This is a genomic window from Kitasatospora sp. NPDC058048 (assembly GCF_042885555.1).
Taxonomy (GTDB): domain Bacteria; phylum Actinomycetota; class Actinomycetes; order Streptomycetales; family Streptomycetaceae; genus Kitasatospora; species Kitasatospora lactacystinica.
This window is the reverse complement of record NZ_JBHVRT010000078.1, coordinates 1-15,104: the sequence shown is the minus strand read 5'-3', so window position 1 is coordinate 15,104 and position 15,104 is coordinate 1. Positions and strand designations below refer to the sequence as shown.

The 15,104-nt window shown below is 73.9% G+C and carries 14 protein-coding genes; 8 read left to right on the top strand and 6 right to left on the bottom strand.

Annotated features, from left to right (window positions below; translation table 11 throughout):
• Window positions 1-111 precede the first annotated feature (111 nt).
• Window positions 112-723: an aminoacyl-tRNA hydrolase gene (pth, locus tag ACFVVA_RS41335; protein ID WP_387695859.1), complete on the top strand. Its 612-nt coding sequence runs from the start codon at window positions 112-114 to the stop codon at window positions 721-723.
• Window positions 724-739: 16 nt separating this feature from the next.
• Here pth and ACFVVA_RS41330 read toward each other — a convergent pair whose 3' ends face one another.
• Window positions 740-2,278, bottom strand: a complete 1,539-nt coding sequence (locus ACFVVA_RS41330) for an MFS transporter (protein WP_387695858.1) — start codon at window positions 2,276-2,278, stop codon at window positions 740-742.
• Window positions 2,279-2,470: 192 nt separating this feature from the next.
• Between ACFVVA_RS41330 and ACFVVA_RS41325 the strand changes: the two genes are divergently transcribed.
• Both ACFVVA_RS41325 and ACFVVA_RS41320 read left to right on the top strand, forming a co-directional pair.
• On the top strand, window positions 2,471-3,001 hold the full coding sequence (locus ACFVVA_RS41325) for a MarR family winged helix-turn-helix transcriptional regulator (RefSeq protein ID WP_387695857.1): 531 nt from the start codon (window positions 2,471-2,473) through the stop codon (window positions 2,999-3,001).
• A gap of 43 nt (window positions 3,002-3,044) precedes the next feature.
• The gene (locus tag ACFVVA_RS41320) at window positions 3,045-3,554 is read left to right on the top strand and encodes a GNAT family N-acetyltransferase (RefSeq protein WP_387695855.1); all 510 of its coding nucleotides are present in this window, start codon (window positions 3,045-3,047) and stop codon (window positions 3,552-3,554) included.
• A gap of 165 nt (window positions 3,555-3,719) precedes the next feature.
• Here the strand turns inward: ACFVVA_RS41320 and ACFVVA_RS41315 are convergent, their stop codons facing one another.
• Window positions 3,720-4,229 carry a methylated-DNA--[protein]-cysteine S-methyltransferase gene (locus ACFVVA_RS41315; protein ID WP_387695854.1) on the bottom strand — a complete coding sequence of 170 codons (510 nt, stop codon included), beginning with the start codon at window positions 4,227-4,229 and terminating at the stop codon, window positions 3,720-3,722.
• Window positions 4,226-5,854 carry a DNA-3-methyladenine glycosylase 2 family protein gene (locus tag ACFVVA_RS41310; protein ID WP_387695853.1) on the bottom strand — a complete coding sequence of 543 codons (1,629 nt, stop codon included), beginning with the start codon at window positions 5,852-5,854 and terminating at the stop codon, window positions 4,226-4,228. Before ACFVVA_RS41310 ends, ACFVVA_RS41315 begins: the two co-directional genes overlap by 4 nt.
• 196 nt (window positions 5,855-6,050) lie before the next feature.
• On the opposite strand from ACFVVA_RS41310, the gene ACFVVA_RS41305 reads away from it, so the two are divergent.
• Complete coding sequence (locus tag ACFVVA_RS41305) at window positions 6,051-6,509, top strand: ASCH domain-containing protein (protein WP_387695851.1); 459 nt, start codon at window positions 6,051-6,053, stop codon at window positions 6,507-6,509.
• A 63-nt stretch (window positions 6,510-6,572) separates the two neighbouring features.
• Here the strand turns inward: ACFVVA_RS41305 and rsgA are convergent, their stop codons facing one another.
• Together rsgA and ACFVVA_RS41295 are read right to left on the bottom strand one after the other, a co-directional pair.
• On the bottom strand, window positions 6,573-7,712 hold the full coding sequence (gene rsgA, locus ACFVVA_RS41300; RefSeq protein ID WP_387695850.1) for a ribosome small subunit-dependent GTPase A: 1,140 nt from the start codon (window positions 7,710-7,712) through the stop codon (window positions 6,573-6,575).
• 375 nt (window positions 7,713-8,087) lie between these two features.
• Window positions 8,088-9,239, bottom strand: coding sequence for a cytochrome c oxidase assembly protein (locus ACFVVA_RS41295; RefSeq protein WP_387695849.1), 1,152 nt, complete (start codon window positions 9,237-9,239; stop codon window positions 8,088-8,090).
• A 288-nt stretch (window positions 9,240-9,527) separates the two neighbouring features.
• On the opposite strand from ACFVVA_RS41295, the gene ACFVVA_RS41290 reads away from it, so the two are divergent.
• Entirely contained in the window at window positions 9,528-11,096 is a 1,569-nt protein-coding gene (locus ACFVVA_RS41290) for an FtsW/RodA/SpoVE family cell cycle protein (RefSeq protein WP_387695848.1), read from the top strand.
• Between the two features lie 126 nt (window positions 11,097-11,222).
• Here ACFVVA_RS41290 and ACFVVA_RS41285 read toward each other — a convergent pair whose 3' ends face one another.
• Complete coding sequence (locus ACFVVA_RS41285; RefSeq protein ID WP_387695847.1) at window positions 11,223-12,653, bottom strand: YihY/virulence factor BrkB family protein; 1,431 nt, start codon at window positions 12,651-12,653, stop codon at window positions 11,223-11,225.
• A 178-nt stretch (window positions 12,654-12,831) separates the two neighbouring features.
• Here ACFVVA_RS41285 and ACFVVA_RS41280 point away from each other — a divergent pair, with 178 nt between their 5' ends.
• The 3 genes from ACFVVA_RS41280 to ACFVVA_RS41270 all read left to right on the top strand — a co-directional run bounded on the left by ACFVVA_RS41280 (window position 12,832) and on the right by ACFVVA_RS41270 (window position 15,017).
• Complete coding sequence (locus ACFVVA_RS41280) at window positions 12,832-12,915, top strand: putative leader peptide (RefSeq protein WP_318264789.1); 84 nt, start codon at window positions 12,832-12,834, stop codon at window positions 12,913-12,915.
• 198 nt (window positions 12,916-13,113) lie between these two features.
• Complete coding sequence (locus tag ACFVVA_RS41275; RefSeq protein WP_387695846.1) at window positions 13,114-14,838, top strand: nitrite/sulfite reductase; 1,725 nt, start codon at window positions 13,114-13,116, stop codon at window positions 14,836-14,838.
• Window positions 14,835-15,017: a hypothetical protein gene (locus ACFVVA_RS41270; RefSeq protein WP_380547841.1), complete on the top strand. Its 183-nt coding sequence runs from the start codon at window positions 14,835-14,837 to the stop codon at window positions 15,015-15,017. The genes ACFVVA_RS41275 and ACFVVA_RS41270 overlap by 4 nt, the downstream gene beginning before the upstream one ends.
• The last annotated feature ends 87 nt before the right edge of the window (window positions 15,018-15,104 follow it).

Here is a 15,104-nt window from a genome sequence, read left to right as displayed (position 1 = left end):
TTTTTTTTTTACCCCGCGGGGGCGGGGGGGGGGCCGGCCCCCCCCCCCCCCCCCCGCGCCCCGGCCGTCCGCCGTCTTCCCTCCACCCCCACCCCTCCGGAGAACCCCCGCATGACCCCCGACGCCCCCTGGCTGATCGCCGGCCTGGGCAACCCCGGCCCGTGGTTCCGGCTCACCCGGCACAACGCGGGCTTCCTCGCCGTGGACCGGCTGGCCGAACGGCACGGCGCCCGGTTCCGCCGGCGCGGGATCGCCGCCCTGGTGGCCGAGATCGCCGTCGACGGCCACCGGGTGCTGCTGGCCAAGCCGCTGTGGTGGTCCATCAACCTGTCCGGCCGCCCGGTGGCCGCGCTGCTGCGCCGCCACGGCGTCCCGGTCGAGCGGCTGGTGGTGGTGCAGGACGACCTGGACTTCGCCTTCGGCTCCGCCCGGCTCAAGCGCGGCGGCGGCCCCGGCGGCCACAACGGGGTGCGCTCGGTGGGCGAGGTGCTCGGCACCCGGGACTTCGTCAGGCTGCGGTTCGGCATCGGACGTCCGCCGAAGGGCCAGAGCGTCGGGGACTTCGTGCTGAAGAAGTTCTCGGAGGACGAACTGGCCGCCATGCCAGGTGAGTTGGACCGCTGCGCGGACGCCCTGGAGACGCTGGTGCGGCGCGGCCTGAACCGCGCCCAGGACGCCCTGAACGCACCGGGGCCCCCGCACGCCCGTACCGACGCGCGGTAGCGGGGCCCCGCACCCCTCAGGACCGGACGGGCCGGGTGAGCAGCGCCGCCACCGCGGCGACGGCGGCGAGGACGAGCAGTACCGTCCGCCCACCGGACTCGGCGCCCGCCAGGTGGACACCGAGGACGGACAGCGCCATGCCGAGCGCCGTGCCGAGACTGCGGGCCATGTTCACCATGCCGCCGCCGACCGCCGAGCACTGCGCCGGGATCGCCCGCATCACCAGCGCGTTGTTGGCGGGCAGCAGCAGACCCAGCCCGTAACCGGCGATCAGCAGCGGGGCCGCCGCCGCGTCCGAGGCCGGCAGCAGGGCGAACAGCAGCAGCCCGCCGGCCGCGAGCAGCGCACCCCAGCGGCACCTGGTCACGTCCGACCAGCCCCGGGGCAGCAGCCCGCCGCCGACCGTCGCGGCGAACGCGAACCCGGCGGGCAGCAGGGTGATCACCAGGCCCGCGTGGGCCGTCGACACCCCGGCACCGGTGAGCAGCACCGGGCCCAGCACCAGCGGGCAGAACAGCAGCAGATAGCCGATCAGCCCCACCGCCAGGCCGGAGCGCACGCCCGGGGTGTTGACCAGCCCGGGCGCCAGGATCGGCCGGGCGGCCCGCCGTTCCTGGCGCACCAGCGCCAGGGTCAGCGCGGCGGAGGTGAGCAGCAGGGCGGCCACCGCCCAGCCGGGCAGGGGCAGGCCGGAGGCGGTGGACAGGGCGAGCAGCAGCGAGGTGGTCGCCCCGGTGAGCAGCAGCAGGCCGGGCAGGTCGAAGCGGACGGCGTCGCGGGTCGCGGTCCGCCGGGTCGCGGTCCGCCGGGCTTCGTTGCGGTGGGCGTCGTTGCGGTGGGCGTCGTTTCGACGGCCCTCGGCGCGGTGGGCCTCCCCGCCGGGGGAGTTCGCAGGGCGGGGGCCCGGTACGGCGGCCGGGGCGCCCGCCGCCCGGGTGCGGGGCAGCAGGAACCAGCCGGCCAGGATGCCGAACGCCGCGATCGGCACATTGACCCAGAACACCCAGCGCCACGAGGCGTGTTCGACCAGCAGCCCGCCGAGGCTGGGCCCGAGCGCCAGGCCGAGGCCCTGGGCGGAGGCCTGGATGCCGAGCGCGCGCCGCATCGCGTGCTCGGGGACGCCCCGCGCGACCAGGGCGACGCTGTTGGCCTGCATCATCGCGGCGCCCACCGCCTGGACGGCGCGGCAGCCGACCAGGGCCCAGAGGCCGCCGGCGAATCCGGCACCGAGCGAGGAGAGGCCGAAGACCGCGAAGCCGCCGATGTACACCGTCTTGCGCCCGACCAGGTCCGACAGCCAGCCGATCGGGGCCAGCAGGGCGACCAGGACCAGCAGGTAGGCGAGGGCGACCCACTCGACGGCGGCGAAGCCCGCGTCGAAGTCGCGGCCGATGGCAGGGAAGACCAGGGCGATGACACTGGCGTCCAACTGGCCGAGGAAGGCGCCGAGACAGACCGTGCCGACGGCGAGCCAGTGGGCGTGGCGCCAGCCGGCTATGCCGCGCGGCCGGGGCCGCTCGGTGAGCAGCCGCGAGGCAAGGGCGGTGGCGTTCATGGGTACGAATATATCGGATACAGATATGTTCTCTCTACGAGCAGCTCGCTCTACGACAGGATGCGTCCCACGGTACGGACGGTGCCGGACGGACGCCCGCGGCGGGGCCTGCGACAGAGCCGCAACACGGCACGGCCCCGGGGCCCCGACCGGCCGCCGAACCGCCCCGTACCAGGCGATACGCTGTCCGCCATGCCGTCGTCACCACACGTTCCCGACCCCGCCACCGCAGGCCCCGACCCGGCGGTCGAGCACGCCCGGCAGCTGACCGACACCGTCACCCGGCTGCGCCGCGCGCTGCGCAGCAGCATCCGCACCGACTACCCGTGGGAGTCCCTGCCGATGGCGCAGGTCGAACTCCTCCAGACACTGGCCGCCGCGCCGCTGCGGGTCGGCGAGCTGGCCGCACGGCAGCGGCTCGCGCCCAACACCGTCAGCGGACTGGTCGGGAAGCTGCTCGACGCCGGCTTCGTGGACCGCCAGGCCGACCCCGGCGACCGACGCACCGCCCGGATCGCCCTCACCCCGGCGGGCCGGCGACAGCTGGACGACTGGCAGCACGCCCACGAGCGCCGCATCGCCACCGCGCTCGGCGCCCTCGACCCCGCCGACCGCGCGGCGATCGTCAACGCCCTGCCGGGCCTGGAACAGCTCGCCCGCGCCCTCGCACAACCGGGCACCGGGCCCGAGCCGGCACCCGCCCAGGAGCCCGCGACCGGGTGAAAACCACTGGCCGCCACCTTCGCCCGCCGCTACCGTCCCCGGCATGACCAGCACAGCGGTACGGATCGAGCCCTGGACGGACGACGACCTCGCGCTGCTGCGCCGGGTCAACACGCCGGAGATGAAGAAGCACGTCGGCGGGCCGGAGAGCGCCGAGCAGCTGCTCGTACGGCACCGGCGCTACCTGGACTTCGTCCCGTCCGGGCTCGGCTGCATGTACCGGATCGTGCTGCTGCCCGAGGGCGAGGCCGTCGGGACCGTCGGCTACGGCACCCGGACGTGGGAGGGCCGGACCGTCCACGAGATGGGGTGGAACGTGCTGCCCGGCTTCCAGGGGCGGGGCATCGCGGTCGCCGCGACCCGAGCGGCGGTCGAGGCCGCCCGCCGCGAGGCCGCCCACCCCCACCTGCACGCCTTCCCCTCGGTGGACAACCCCGCCTCCAACGCGGTCTGCGCGAAGGCCGGCTTCACACTGCTCGGCGAGACGGACTTCGAGTTCCCGCCCGGACGGCTCATGCGCAGCAACAACTGGCGGGTGGAACTGCGGAGTTGAGCGTTCTGCGGTAGGGGCCCGATGGTGGCGGGCTCGGCGGGGCTGTCGTGCTTGAAGGTCCGGTGCTCGAAGGTCCGGCGCTCGGACGTCGGGTGCTCGGACGTCGGGTGCTCGGACGTCGGGTGCTCGGAGGCCGGGTGCTCGGAGGTTCGCGGCGCCCGGCGGTCAGAACAGGGTGCCGCTCTCCAGGTCCAGCAGCCAGCGCTTGCGGTCCACGCCGGCGGCGAAGCCGGTGAGCGCGCCGCCGGCTCCGAGCACCCGGTGGCAGGGGCGGACGATCAGCAGCGGGTTGGCGCCCACCGCGCCGCCGACCGCCCGGACCATGCGCGGCTCCTGCCCGGCCAGCTCGGCGAGCTCGCCGTACGTGACGGTCTCGCCGTACGGGATCTCGTCCAGTGCCGCCCAGATCCTGCGGCGGAACTCGGTGCCCTCGGGCGCGAGCGGGAGGTCGAAGCCGGTGCGCTTGCCGGCGAAGTAGTCGGTCAGCTGGGCCACCGGCTCGGCGAGCGCCTCCGGGTCGAGAACCCAGTCGTCGGCGGGCTCGGCCAGCGCGTACTTCTGGCCGGGCACGGTGACCGCGGCCAGCGCGGCCGGTCCGCCCTCCTCGGGCAGCACGCCGCTGAGCAGCAGCCGGCCGAACGGGCTCTCCATGGTGGTGTAGACGGTGGTGCTCATGCTCGTCCGTTCTCCGTTCCGGTACTGGTGTCACTGGTGTTGCCGTTGCTGATGCCGGTGTTCGTGGGACTGGAACTCGCGGAGCCGGTGCTCACGGGACCGGCCCACAGCCGGTGGACGGCGTAGGAGCGCCACGGCGCCCAGGCCTCGGCGGCGCGGTCGGCGGACTTCGGGTCCCCGGCGGCGCCGAGACGGAGCAGGCCGTGCTTGACGCCCACGTCGCTCGGGAGGAAGACATCGGGGTCGGCCATCGCCCGCATCCGCAGGTAGCCGACCGTCCAGGGGCCGATGCCGGGCAGCTCCAGCAGGCCGGCCGCGGCCTCCTCCCGGTCGACCCCGCTGTCGAGCCGGACCACGCCCTCGGCCAGCGCGGCACACAGGCCGGTGAGCGCGCGGCGGCGGGCGACCGGCATCGCGAAGTCCTCCGGATCGGCGGTGGCCAGGGCGGCCGCGGTCGGGAAGAGCAGCCGAAGGCCGCCGCTGGGCTCGGGCAGCGCGGTGCCGTACTTCTCGGCGAGCCGTCCCGCCAGGGTGCGGGCGGCGACGACGCTGATCTGCTGGCCGAGGACGGCGCGGACGGCGAGCTCGTGCGGGTCCACGTGGCCGGGCGAGCGCAGGCCGGGGCGCTCGCGGACCAGCAGGCCGAGCAGCGGGTCGGCGCCGAGCTGCTCGTCGACCGCGAGCGGGTCGGCGTCCAGGTCGAAGAGGTTGCGCAGGCGCTGGACGGCGGTCGGCAGGTCACGCAGGTCGGCGAGCAGCAGGCGGCAGTCGAGCCAGCCGCGGGTGGGCGGCTCGCCCGGCGCCAGGCCGTCGACCTCGGCGATGCCGTGGCCGTACGGGAGCGCGAGGGTACGACGGTACACGCGCACACCGGGCCGCGCGCCGGGGACGACCTCCTCCACGCCGGGGACGGCGCGCAGGGCGAGAAAGTCGATCAGGTGCTCGCTGTCGAGCGCGCCGCGGTAGGCGAGGCGCAGGGTGAGGCCGCCGGCCGGGGTCGCGCTGCGGCGGCCGGCGGCGACCTCGGCGCGCAGCCCGCTGGGAGTGCGGTCGTAGACCTCGCGCACAGTGTCGTTGAACTGGCGGACGGAGGCGAAGCCCGCCGCGAACGCGACGTCGGTGACGGGCAGTTCGGTGGTCTGGAGGAGCAGTCGGGCGGTCTGCGCGCGGCGGGCGCGGGCCAGCGCGATCGGGCCGGCGCCGAGCTCGGCGATCAGCTGGCGCTGCAGCTGGCGGGCGCTGTAGCCGAGGCGGCCGGCCAGGCCGGCGACGCCCTCGCGGTCCACCACGCCGTCACCGATCAGGCGCATCGCGCGGCCGACCAGGTCGGCGCGGTGGTTCCACTCGGGCGAGCCCGGCACGGAGTCGGGGCGGCAGCGGCGGCAGGCGCGGAAGCCGGCCCCCTGGGCCGCTGCGGCACTGGGGTAGAAGACGCAGTTGACGCGCTTGGGGGTCACGGCGGGGCAGCTCGGACGGCAGTAGATGCCGGTGGAGGTGACCGCCGTGAAGAAGACCCCGTCGAAGCGGGAGTCGCGGCTGTCCACGGCTCGGTACCGGATGTCGTCGTCGATCACGTTGTCCAGTTTGCGGCACTGGGCGGGGGGTGACTGGCGGGAATCGGACATCGCCGTTGATCGCTGCTTCGGGGGCCTCCCCTCCCCCCTCCCCCTCCCCCCTCCCCACCCACCCGCCACCCACCACCCACCACACCGTGAGCCCACGGCCCACAACCCGCAGGCCCACAACCCGCAGGCCCACCGCACCGGCCCGGGGCCCCGAAATTCGCGAGCCCGCCGAGCGCCCCGCCGTTACTCTCGCGGCATGAGCGAGCAGCAGCCCTACACCGGCCCGGACGACCCGCGCGTCGTCGCCCTGCCTCCGGCAGAGTTCGCGTTCCCCGGCCCTCTGCGGGACCAGCTGGTCGCCGCGATCCTCGACGGTGCCAAGACCAGCGCCACCGGCCTGATCGCCGACTACGAGCACGAGGGCGAGCCCCTGCCGCTGCCCGGTGAGCGCTCCGCGGTCCTCGATTCGGACGGCCGCAGCGTCGCCGTGATCGAGACCACCGACGTCCGGGTGGTCCCGCTCGCGGAGGTCGACCTCCAGCACGCCCTGGACGAGGGCGAGGGGTGCACCAGCGTGGCCGAGTGGCGTGCGGTGCACGAGCGGTTCTGGCGCAGCCCGGAGATGCTCGACGCCCTCGATGACCCGGGTTTCACCGTGGACGACACCACTCCGGTGGTCCTGCAGCGCTTCCGCGTGGTGGCGGACCTCCGCTGAGCCGGGCGGGCCCGGCGGGGGCCGGCCGGCGGCCGTTGCGCGGCGGCCGGCCGGTGCCCGGGCTCAGCGCTTCACCGGACCTCCCACGGCTCGCATCGACTTGGTGATCGTCTTCCACTTCTTCAGCCGCGCCTTGGCCACCCGGGCGTCCGTGCGCGAGGCGATCCAGTCGTTCTCGCGCTGGAGCTTGAGGTAGCTGTCCATTCGGCGCTGCGGCAGGGTGCCGTCGGCCAGCGCCGCCTGCACCGCGCAGCCGGGCTCGGTGTGGTGGCCGCAGTCCTGGAAGCGGCAGTCCTCGGCCAGCTCGGCTATGTCGGCGAAGGCCAGGTCCACGCCCTCGCCTCCGTAGAGGCCGACCTCGCGCAGCCCGGGGGTGTCAATGAGCACGCCCCCGCCGGACAGCGGGATCAGTTCTCGGGTGGTCGTGGTGTGGCGGCCCTTCTGGTCGACCTCGCGGGCCTCCTGGACGGTCATCACCGCGGACCCGGCCAGCGCGTTGGTGAGCGTGGACTTGCCGACGCCGGACTGGCCGATCACCGCGGTGGTGCCGGGGGTGCAGGCGCGGAGCACGTCCATGCCCTCGCCGGTCTCGGCGCTCACCACGAGCACCGTGACTCCGGGGGCGACCGCCTCGACGTCGGACCGGATGAAGTCGGCGTCGTCGACGAGGTCGGCCTTGGTGAGGACGACCAGCGGGTCGGCGCCGGACTCCCAGGCCAGGGCGAGGAAGCGCTCGATCCGTCCGAGGTCGGGGTCGGTCGCGAGCGAGGAGGCGATCAGCACGGTGTCGACGTTGGCGGCCAGCACCTGGCCGTCGGAGCGCTTGCCGGCCACCTTGCGGATGATCGCGGTGGAGCGCGGCAGCAGCGCGGCGACGGAGGCCATCGGCCGGGCGTACAGGTCGACCGCCGCCCAGTCGCCCGTGCACGGGCAGTTGATCATGTCGGCATCGCCCACCGGCCGGGTGTCGAACCGGACGGTGCGCGGCTCGCCCGTCTCCGGGTCGGCGATGACGGCGTCGCACTGGCCGCGGTCGACCCGGACGATCCGGGCCGGGAGCAGCCCGGCCTCGCCGAACGGGGTGAACAGCTCCGCGAGCTCGGCCGTCCAGCCGTAGCCGGTCAGGGCGGAGGCATCGGCGGAAGTCGAAGAGGAGGAAGAGGAGGGAGAAGAGAACGACGAAACGGAGGCAGCGTTGAACAACGCAGTGGCCCTTCGGGAGGAGATGATCCCGGCGGGCTACGGCTGGCGCGAAGGGCTCAGCCGGCGGCCGGGAAAAGGAGGTGAACGCGAGTGCTGCCCTGGGCAGCTATCGGGGCGACAACGACCACGGGGTTCACCTCCTGCTCTCTACTCCTCGGGCGGCCCAATGGCCCCCGAACCGGATGTGTCACACGCTAGCGGGACGGGGGATTGTGGCCAACCTATTTTTGACCTGCGGAAACGCGAGGAAGCGGTCGCCAGAGCGGCCTCTGAGGACCAAAATTGGCCCGCCTTGCAAGGCCAGACGGCGCACCGCACCGCCGTCCGCCGCCCCGCGCATCCGCCGCGGTTCGACCACCCCCGCCGGGACCCGCGCTACGCCCCGTACCGGTGCTTGAGGTTCGGGTCGTCCAGCCACCACGGCCGCATCCCGGTCTCCTCCTCCTCCGGCCCTCCCGCCGCCCGCGCCCGCGCGGCGGCCGCCGCGAAGCGGGCGTCCAGCTCGGCGTCCACCGCCTCGGTCTCCTCCCGTCCCTGCACCACCATCCGCCGCACCAGCGCGGCCAGGAACGGCAGCCCGACCAGGTCCCCCAGCACCCAGAACGCGTTGCCGCCCCAGGTCTGGTCCTGCGCCGGGCTCGGGCCCCACGGCCGCCCGAGCGCCAGGTAGTAGTGCTCGGCGACCAGGTGCCCGCCGTAGATCAGCACGATCCCGAGCCCCGCGTCGAAGATCACCTCGGCGAAGGTGATGAACAGCCCGACCAGGTGGGGGTACTCGTGCCCGACCGGGTCGAGCTGCAGACGCGGCCAGAAGTAGGCGAGGCCCAGCAGCACCAGTGCCAGGTGCAGCACCACGTTCCCGATCCCGCTGGACACCGACCACTCGTACCAGGGCGTGAAGTAGAGCAGCCACGGCGGCGCCATCAGCAGCGCGGTGGAGACCGCCGGGAACATCAGCACCTTGGACGGGCGGCTGCGCAGCGCCCGCAGGACGCGTTCCCGCCGGGCCGCCGGTGCCGCCTCGACCAGCAGGGAGACCGGTGCGCCGAGCGCGAGCAGCAGCGGCACGACCATCAGCAGCAGCACGACCTGCACGGCCCGGTCGGTGAAGAGGATCCGGTCGTACACACCGAGGCCGGAGCAGGTGCACCAGACCCACAGCAGCAGCCCGCCGAGGAACGCGGCGGTACGGGTGGGCTGCCAGTGCCCCCCGCCGGACCCGGCCGCGCGCCGCCCGTCACCGGACCCCGCGGCCGCCCGGTCACCCACCGCATGTTCACCCCCCGCGCGTTCACTCCCCGCCCGGTTGACCCTGCGCACCGCCGCCAGGTACCAGACACCGAGCAGCACCGACAGCACGAGCACCAGCGGCTCGGCCGTCCAGGAGGTCGCCAGGTCGGACCACCGCCACGGCGGCGGCCCGCTGTAGGCGAGCACCGGGGCGGGACCACCGGTCGGCCCGCCCACCGGCCCGACCATCGCGCCGCCCACCGACCCGACCGCCGCGCCGCCCACCACTGCGTTCATCCGCCCGCTCACCTCGCTCGTCCCGGCGGTCCCCGGCCGGTCGGGCACCCCGCGCCGGGGCTCCCCGGCGCCCGGCCATGATGTCCCCGCGCGACGGCCCCGCCGCACCCGGGGCCCGCCTCTATACCCGCGCCTGAACAAAGCTTTACCGAGCCCCAACAAAGCTTTGCCCGGGCAAAGTTCTGCCCTGTTCCCGCTCCTTCCGGCAACCGCGGCGAAGACACAAACGTCTGGCAGGATGCGCCGTCGGCGAGACCCGCCACGTGCTCGACAAGGGGATGACAAGAGGTGCGAACCACTGCACGCGGCGACGGCCGCCGACTCGCGGCGCGCCACCGCAACATCGAACTGGGCCTGCTGGCCCTCGCGGTGGCCGTCTGTCTGGCGGGACACGTCGACGCGAACCTGGCGCTCACCGGCCGGATGCCGCCCGGGCTGCTGGTGCACGGCCTGTCGCTGGGCGCGCTGGCCGGGGCGGCCCACCTGGCGGTGCGCCGGTTCGCCCCGTTCGCCGATCCGCTGATCCTGCCGCTGGGCGTCTTCCTGACCGGCTTCGGGCTGGTGCTGCTGGACCGGCTGGACTTCAGCTACAAGGCCGCGCACGCCGCCAAGGGCGACTACCAGAAGCTCCCGGCCGCGCCCTCCCAGCTGATGTGGGTGTTCATCTCGGTGGCGGTGGCGCTCGCGCTGATCGTCCTCGTCAAGCACCACCGCTTCTTCCAGCGCTACGTCTACCTGCTGATGGCGGGTGCGCTGATCCTGCTGGCGGCGCCGGTGTTCTCCCCCGGCGACAGCTTCGGCGCCAAGCGCTGGATCCGGCTGTTCGGGCTCTCCTTCGAGCCGGACGAGTTCGTGAAGGTCGCGATCACGATCTTCTTCGCGGGGTACCTGATGGCTGCCCGGGACGCGCTGGCGCTGGCCGGGCGGAAGGTCTGGGGGCTCACCCTGCCGCGCGGACGGCACGCCGGCCCGGTGCTGGCGATCTGGGTGGTCAGCCTGCTGGTGCTGATCTTCGAACGCGACCTGGGCACCTCGCTGATCTTCTTCGGCATCTTCATCGTGATGCTGTACGTGGCGACCGAGCGCACCAGCTGGGTGGTGCTCGGCCTGCTGATGGCGGTCGGCGGCGCGGCGGTGGTCGGCACCGTGGAACCCCACGTGCACGGCCGCGTCGAGGCCTGGCTGCACCCGCTCGACTACTACAAGCCGGTGCACGACAAGGCGATCTCCGAGCAGCCCGCCGAGGCGCTGTTCAGCCTGGGCACCGGGGGCATGACCGGGACCGGCCTGGGCTCGGGACGGCCCTGGCTGATCGGCTTCGCCGGGCGCAGCGACTTCATCTTCACCACCATCGGCGAGGAGCTGGGACTGGCCGGGGCGACCGCGATCCTGCTGGTCTACGTGCTGCTGATCCAGCGCGGTCTGCGCACCGCGATCGGCCTGACCGACCCGTTCGGCAAGCTGCTGGCCACCGGTCTGTCGGCGGCGCTGGCGCTCCAGGTGTTCGTGGTGGTCGGCGGGGTGAGCGGGCTGGTCCCGCTGACCGGCAAGGCCCTGCCGTTCCTGGCCGCCGGCGGTTCGTCGCTGCTGGCGAACTGGCTGATGGTGGCGCTGCTGATCAAGCTGAGCGACTCCTCCGGGCGCACCGCCCTGGACCCGCCCCGGCCCTCCCCCGAGCCGCTCCCGGCCCCGACCCCGGCCCCCACAAACCCGAACCGGACGCACCCGGACCCGACGGCCCCGACGCACCCGAACCCGACGGCCCCGTCCCCCGCCGCCCCCGGCACGGCCGACCCCTCCGCCGTGACCGAGTTGCGCCCCGCCCACGGCCACCCACCGCACCGGGCCGCCACCTGACCCGTCGTCCGCCGGCCCCGCCCGCCCCACGCCCGCCCGCCCGCCAGAGCGGCAGAGCGGCAGAGCGGCAGGGCCTCCCCCGCACCCGCGGGAGAGGCCCTGTCCGTTCCTGCCGTTTCGTTCCGCCTACCGCTGGTCCCACGGCGGCCGGGGCGGTCGCGGCGGGTACCCCGGCGGCTGCTGCCCGGGCGGCCCCTGCGGCGGCCCCGAACCGGGCCCGGACACAGGCCCCGAAACAGGCCCCGACACGGCCCCGGAAACAGGTCCGGAAGCAGGTCCCGACGGCGGCCCCGGCGGAGTTCCCGGCCCGCCCCCCTGCGTCGGCCCGGCCGGCCTGTCGCTGTCCGGCGGTGGCGGTCCGGGCCGGTGGTGCGGCCCGCCGCGGGCGGTGAGCCGGCCGCGCACGTTGTCGGCGGCCAGTACGTCGGCCCACCGCTCCGGGTACTCGGAGGGCACCTCGACGTCCTCGCCCTCGTCCTCGCCCCACTCCTCCTCGACGCCCTCGGCGAGCCCGAGCTCGCGGGCGCGCCGGGCCCGTTCGACGGCCCGCCGGGCGGCGACCTCGCGGACCACGGCGGCGGCCGCCTCCTCGTGGGCGCGCTCGTTCTCGGCGCGCGCGTCGGCGGTCTCCAGGGTGGGCCAGCGGCGGTCTATCGCGGCGTTCATCGCGGCGCCGATGAGCACCGCGAGCGCCACCACGAAGATCCACAGCAGCACGGCCACCGGCGCCGCCAGCGAGCCGTACACCGAGGGGCCCTCGACCGAGCTGACCAGGTAGACCCGCAGGCCGACGCTGCAGAAGACCAGCACCACCAGGGCGACCAGGGCGCCGGGGATGTCCTCGCGCCACGGGGTCGAGACCGGGACGGCCAGGTGGTAGAGGGTGGTCAGCGAGACGGTCAGCAGCACGATCGCGACCGGCCAGTAGAGGGCGCCGACCAGCCCGGACACCCCCGGCACCGCGTTCTCCAGCAGCCCCGGACCGACCATCAGCAGCGGCAGCACCAGCGAGCCGATCACCAGGGCGCCGAAGTAGAGGCTGAGCGACATCAGCCGGGTCTTGACGATGCCCCGCTTGCCGTCGAGCCCGTACATGACGGTGATGGTGTCGATGAAGATGTAGAGGGCCCTGGAGCCGGACCACAGGGACAGCAGGAAGCCGATCGAGACGAGGTCGGGCCGGGTGCGGTCGAACACCCCGTCCAGCAGCGGGACCACGACCTCGTTGACGGAGGAGTCCGACAGCACCGTCCCGGAGGCCGAGAGGATGCTCTTCTTGAGCCCGGCGATGGTGCCCGCGCCGACGAACTCGTCGAGGTAGCCGAGGGTGCCGGCCAGCCCGAGCAGCAGCGGCGGGATCGACAGCAGGGTGAAGAAGGCCGCCTCCGCGGCGAGCCCGGTGACCCGGTACTCGACGCAGGTGTTGGTGGTGTCCCTGACCAGCTCCCACGCCGTGCGGCGCCAGGTGGCCTGTTTCGCCGCCCGCCGCGCGCCCTTGCCCCTTCGCCGGGAGGGCCGCTCGGCGTTCGGTCTGCTCGTATCGCCTGCTGCTTGCACAGGGCCCACCGTATCGGGCCGGGGCCGCGCGGTTGATCTCCCCGGGGGTACGGGCGCGTGGCCGGGCGCCCCGGCGGGGAGCGGCGGGAACGCCCGGATGTCTCGCCTGACGAAACCTCAGCGTCCAGTATTCGGATGTTAGTGGACCGCGAGTCCCGCGCCGTGCGAATCTCTTGCCATGTCTAGCGCCGGAACCACCCTGGTAGGTCGACTCCACGTCGACCTCCTTCGCGTGTCCAGCGCCATCTGTCCGGTGACCTGAGCCCGACTCCGCCGCACCACCGCACCCGGCGCCGACCTCCCCCGCCATCCCCGTCCCAGCGGATGCGCAGGCGCCCGCCCGGTCCCGGTCACTGCCCTCAAGGCCTTGAGAAATCCGCAGGTCAGAGCGGCACCGCACGGCCGAGCACGCCCCGCGACCTATTCGGCGCCAGCGCCACCTGCCCCGAAGGACTTCACCATGGCCACCTCCTCCGAGACCGTCGAGCCCACGGCCGACCGCGCCGCCGAGCGCCGTCCCGCAGCGGCCCGCAAGGCGACCCGCCACCGCGGCGAGGGCCAGTGGGGCATGGGCCACTACACCCCTCTGAACGCCAACGAGCAGTTCAAGAAGGACGACGACGGTCTCAATGTGCGGACACGTATTGAGACGATCTACGCGCACCGGGGCTTCGACTCGATCGACCCAGCCGACCTGCGCGGCCGGATGCGCTGGTGGGGGCTCTACACCCAGCGCAAGGAGGGCATCGACGGCGGCAAGACCGCGATCCTGGACCCGCACGAGCTGGACGCCGAGTTCTTCATGCTCCGCGTGCGCATCGACGGCGGCCGGCTGACCGTCCCCCAGCTGCGGGCGATCGCCGAGGTCTCCGAGCAGTACGCCCGCGGCACCGCCGACCTGACCGACCGCCAGAACATCCAGTACCACTGGATCCGGATCGAGGACGTCCCGGCGATCTGGCAGAAGCTGGAGGCCGTCGGCCTGTCCACCACCGAGGCCTGCGGCGACACCCCGCGCGTCATCCTCGGTTCCCCGGTGGCCGGCATCGCCGAGGACGAGATCATCGACGGCACGCCCGCCATCGAGGAGATCCAGCGCCGCTTCATCGGCAACCCGGACTTCTCCAACCTCCCGCGCAAGTTCAAGAGCGCGGTCTCCGGCTCCCCGCTGCTCGACGTCGCGCACGAGATCAACGACGTCTCCTTCGTCGGCGTGGTCCACCCCGAGCACGGCCCCGGCTTCGACCTCTGGGTCGGCGGCGGCCTGTCCACCAACCCCAAGCTGGGCGTGCGGCTGGGCGCGTGGGTCCCGCTGGAGGAGGTCGCCGACGTCTACGGCGGCGTCATCGGCATCTTCCGCGACTACGGCTACCGGCGCCTGCGCAACCGCGCCCGGCTGAAGTTCCTGGTCGCCGACTGGGGCGTGGAGAAGTTCCGCCGGGTACTGGAGGACGAGTACCTCGAGCGCCCGCTGCTCGACGGCCCCGCCCCGGCCGAGCCCGCCGCCCGCTGGCGCGACCACGTCGGCGTCCACCGGCAGCAGGACGGGAAGTTCTACATCGGCTTCGCGCCGCGCGTCGGCCGGGTCGACGGCAAGCTGCTCGGCCGGATCGCCGACCTCGCCGCCGCCCACGGCAGCGACCGGGTGCGCACCACCGCCGAGCAGAAGATGATCGTCCTCGACATCGCCGAGGAGCACGTCGACTCCGTGGTGGCCGGCCTGGAGGCCCTCGACCTGCGGGTCACCCCCTCGCCGTTCCGCCGCGGCACCATGGCCTGCACCGGCATCGAGTACTGCAAGCTCGCCATCGTCGAGACCAAGGAGCGCGGCCGCACGCTCATCGACGAGCTGGAGCAGCGCCTGCCGGACTTCGCCGAGCCGCTGACCATCAACATCAACGGCTGCCCGAACGCCTGCGCCCGCATCCAGGTCGCCGACATCGGACTCAAGGGCCAGCTGGTCACCGACGAGCACGGCGAGCAGGTCGAGGGCTACCAGGTGCACCTCGGCGGCGCGCTCGGCCTGGAGGCCGGCTTCGGCCGCAAGGTCCGCGGCCTCAAGGTCACCAGCGCGGGCCTGCCCGACTACGTCGAGCGCGTGCTGACCCGCTACCAGGCCGACCGCACCGAGGGCGAGCGCTTCGCCCAGTGGGCGGCCCGGGCGACCGAGGACCAGCTGTCGTGAGCGAGCGAGCGGCCCCTTTCTTCTGCCCCTACTGCGGGGACGAGGACCTGCGCCCCTCCGAGGCCGGGCACGGCGCCTGGGAGTGCCACGGATGCCGCCGCGCCTTCCAGTTGAAGTTCCTCGGCCTGCTGTCACCGACCAACCACGGGGGTACGTCACATGAGCAGCACAGCGACTGACTACGCGTCGTTGGCGGAGCGGGCCGGGCGCGAGTTGGAGGAGGCCTCCGCGCAGGAGGTCCTCGCCTGGGCGGCCGAGACCTTCGG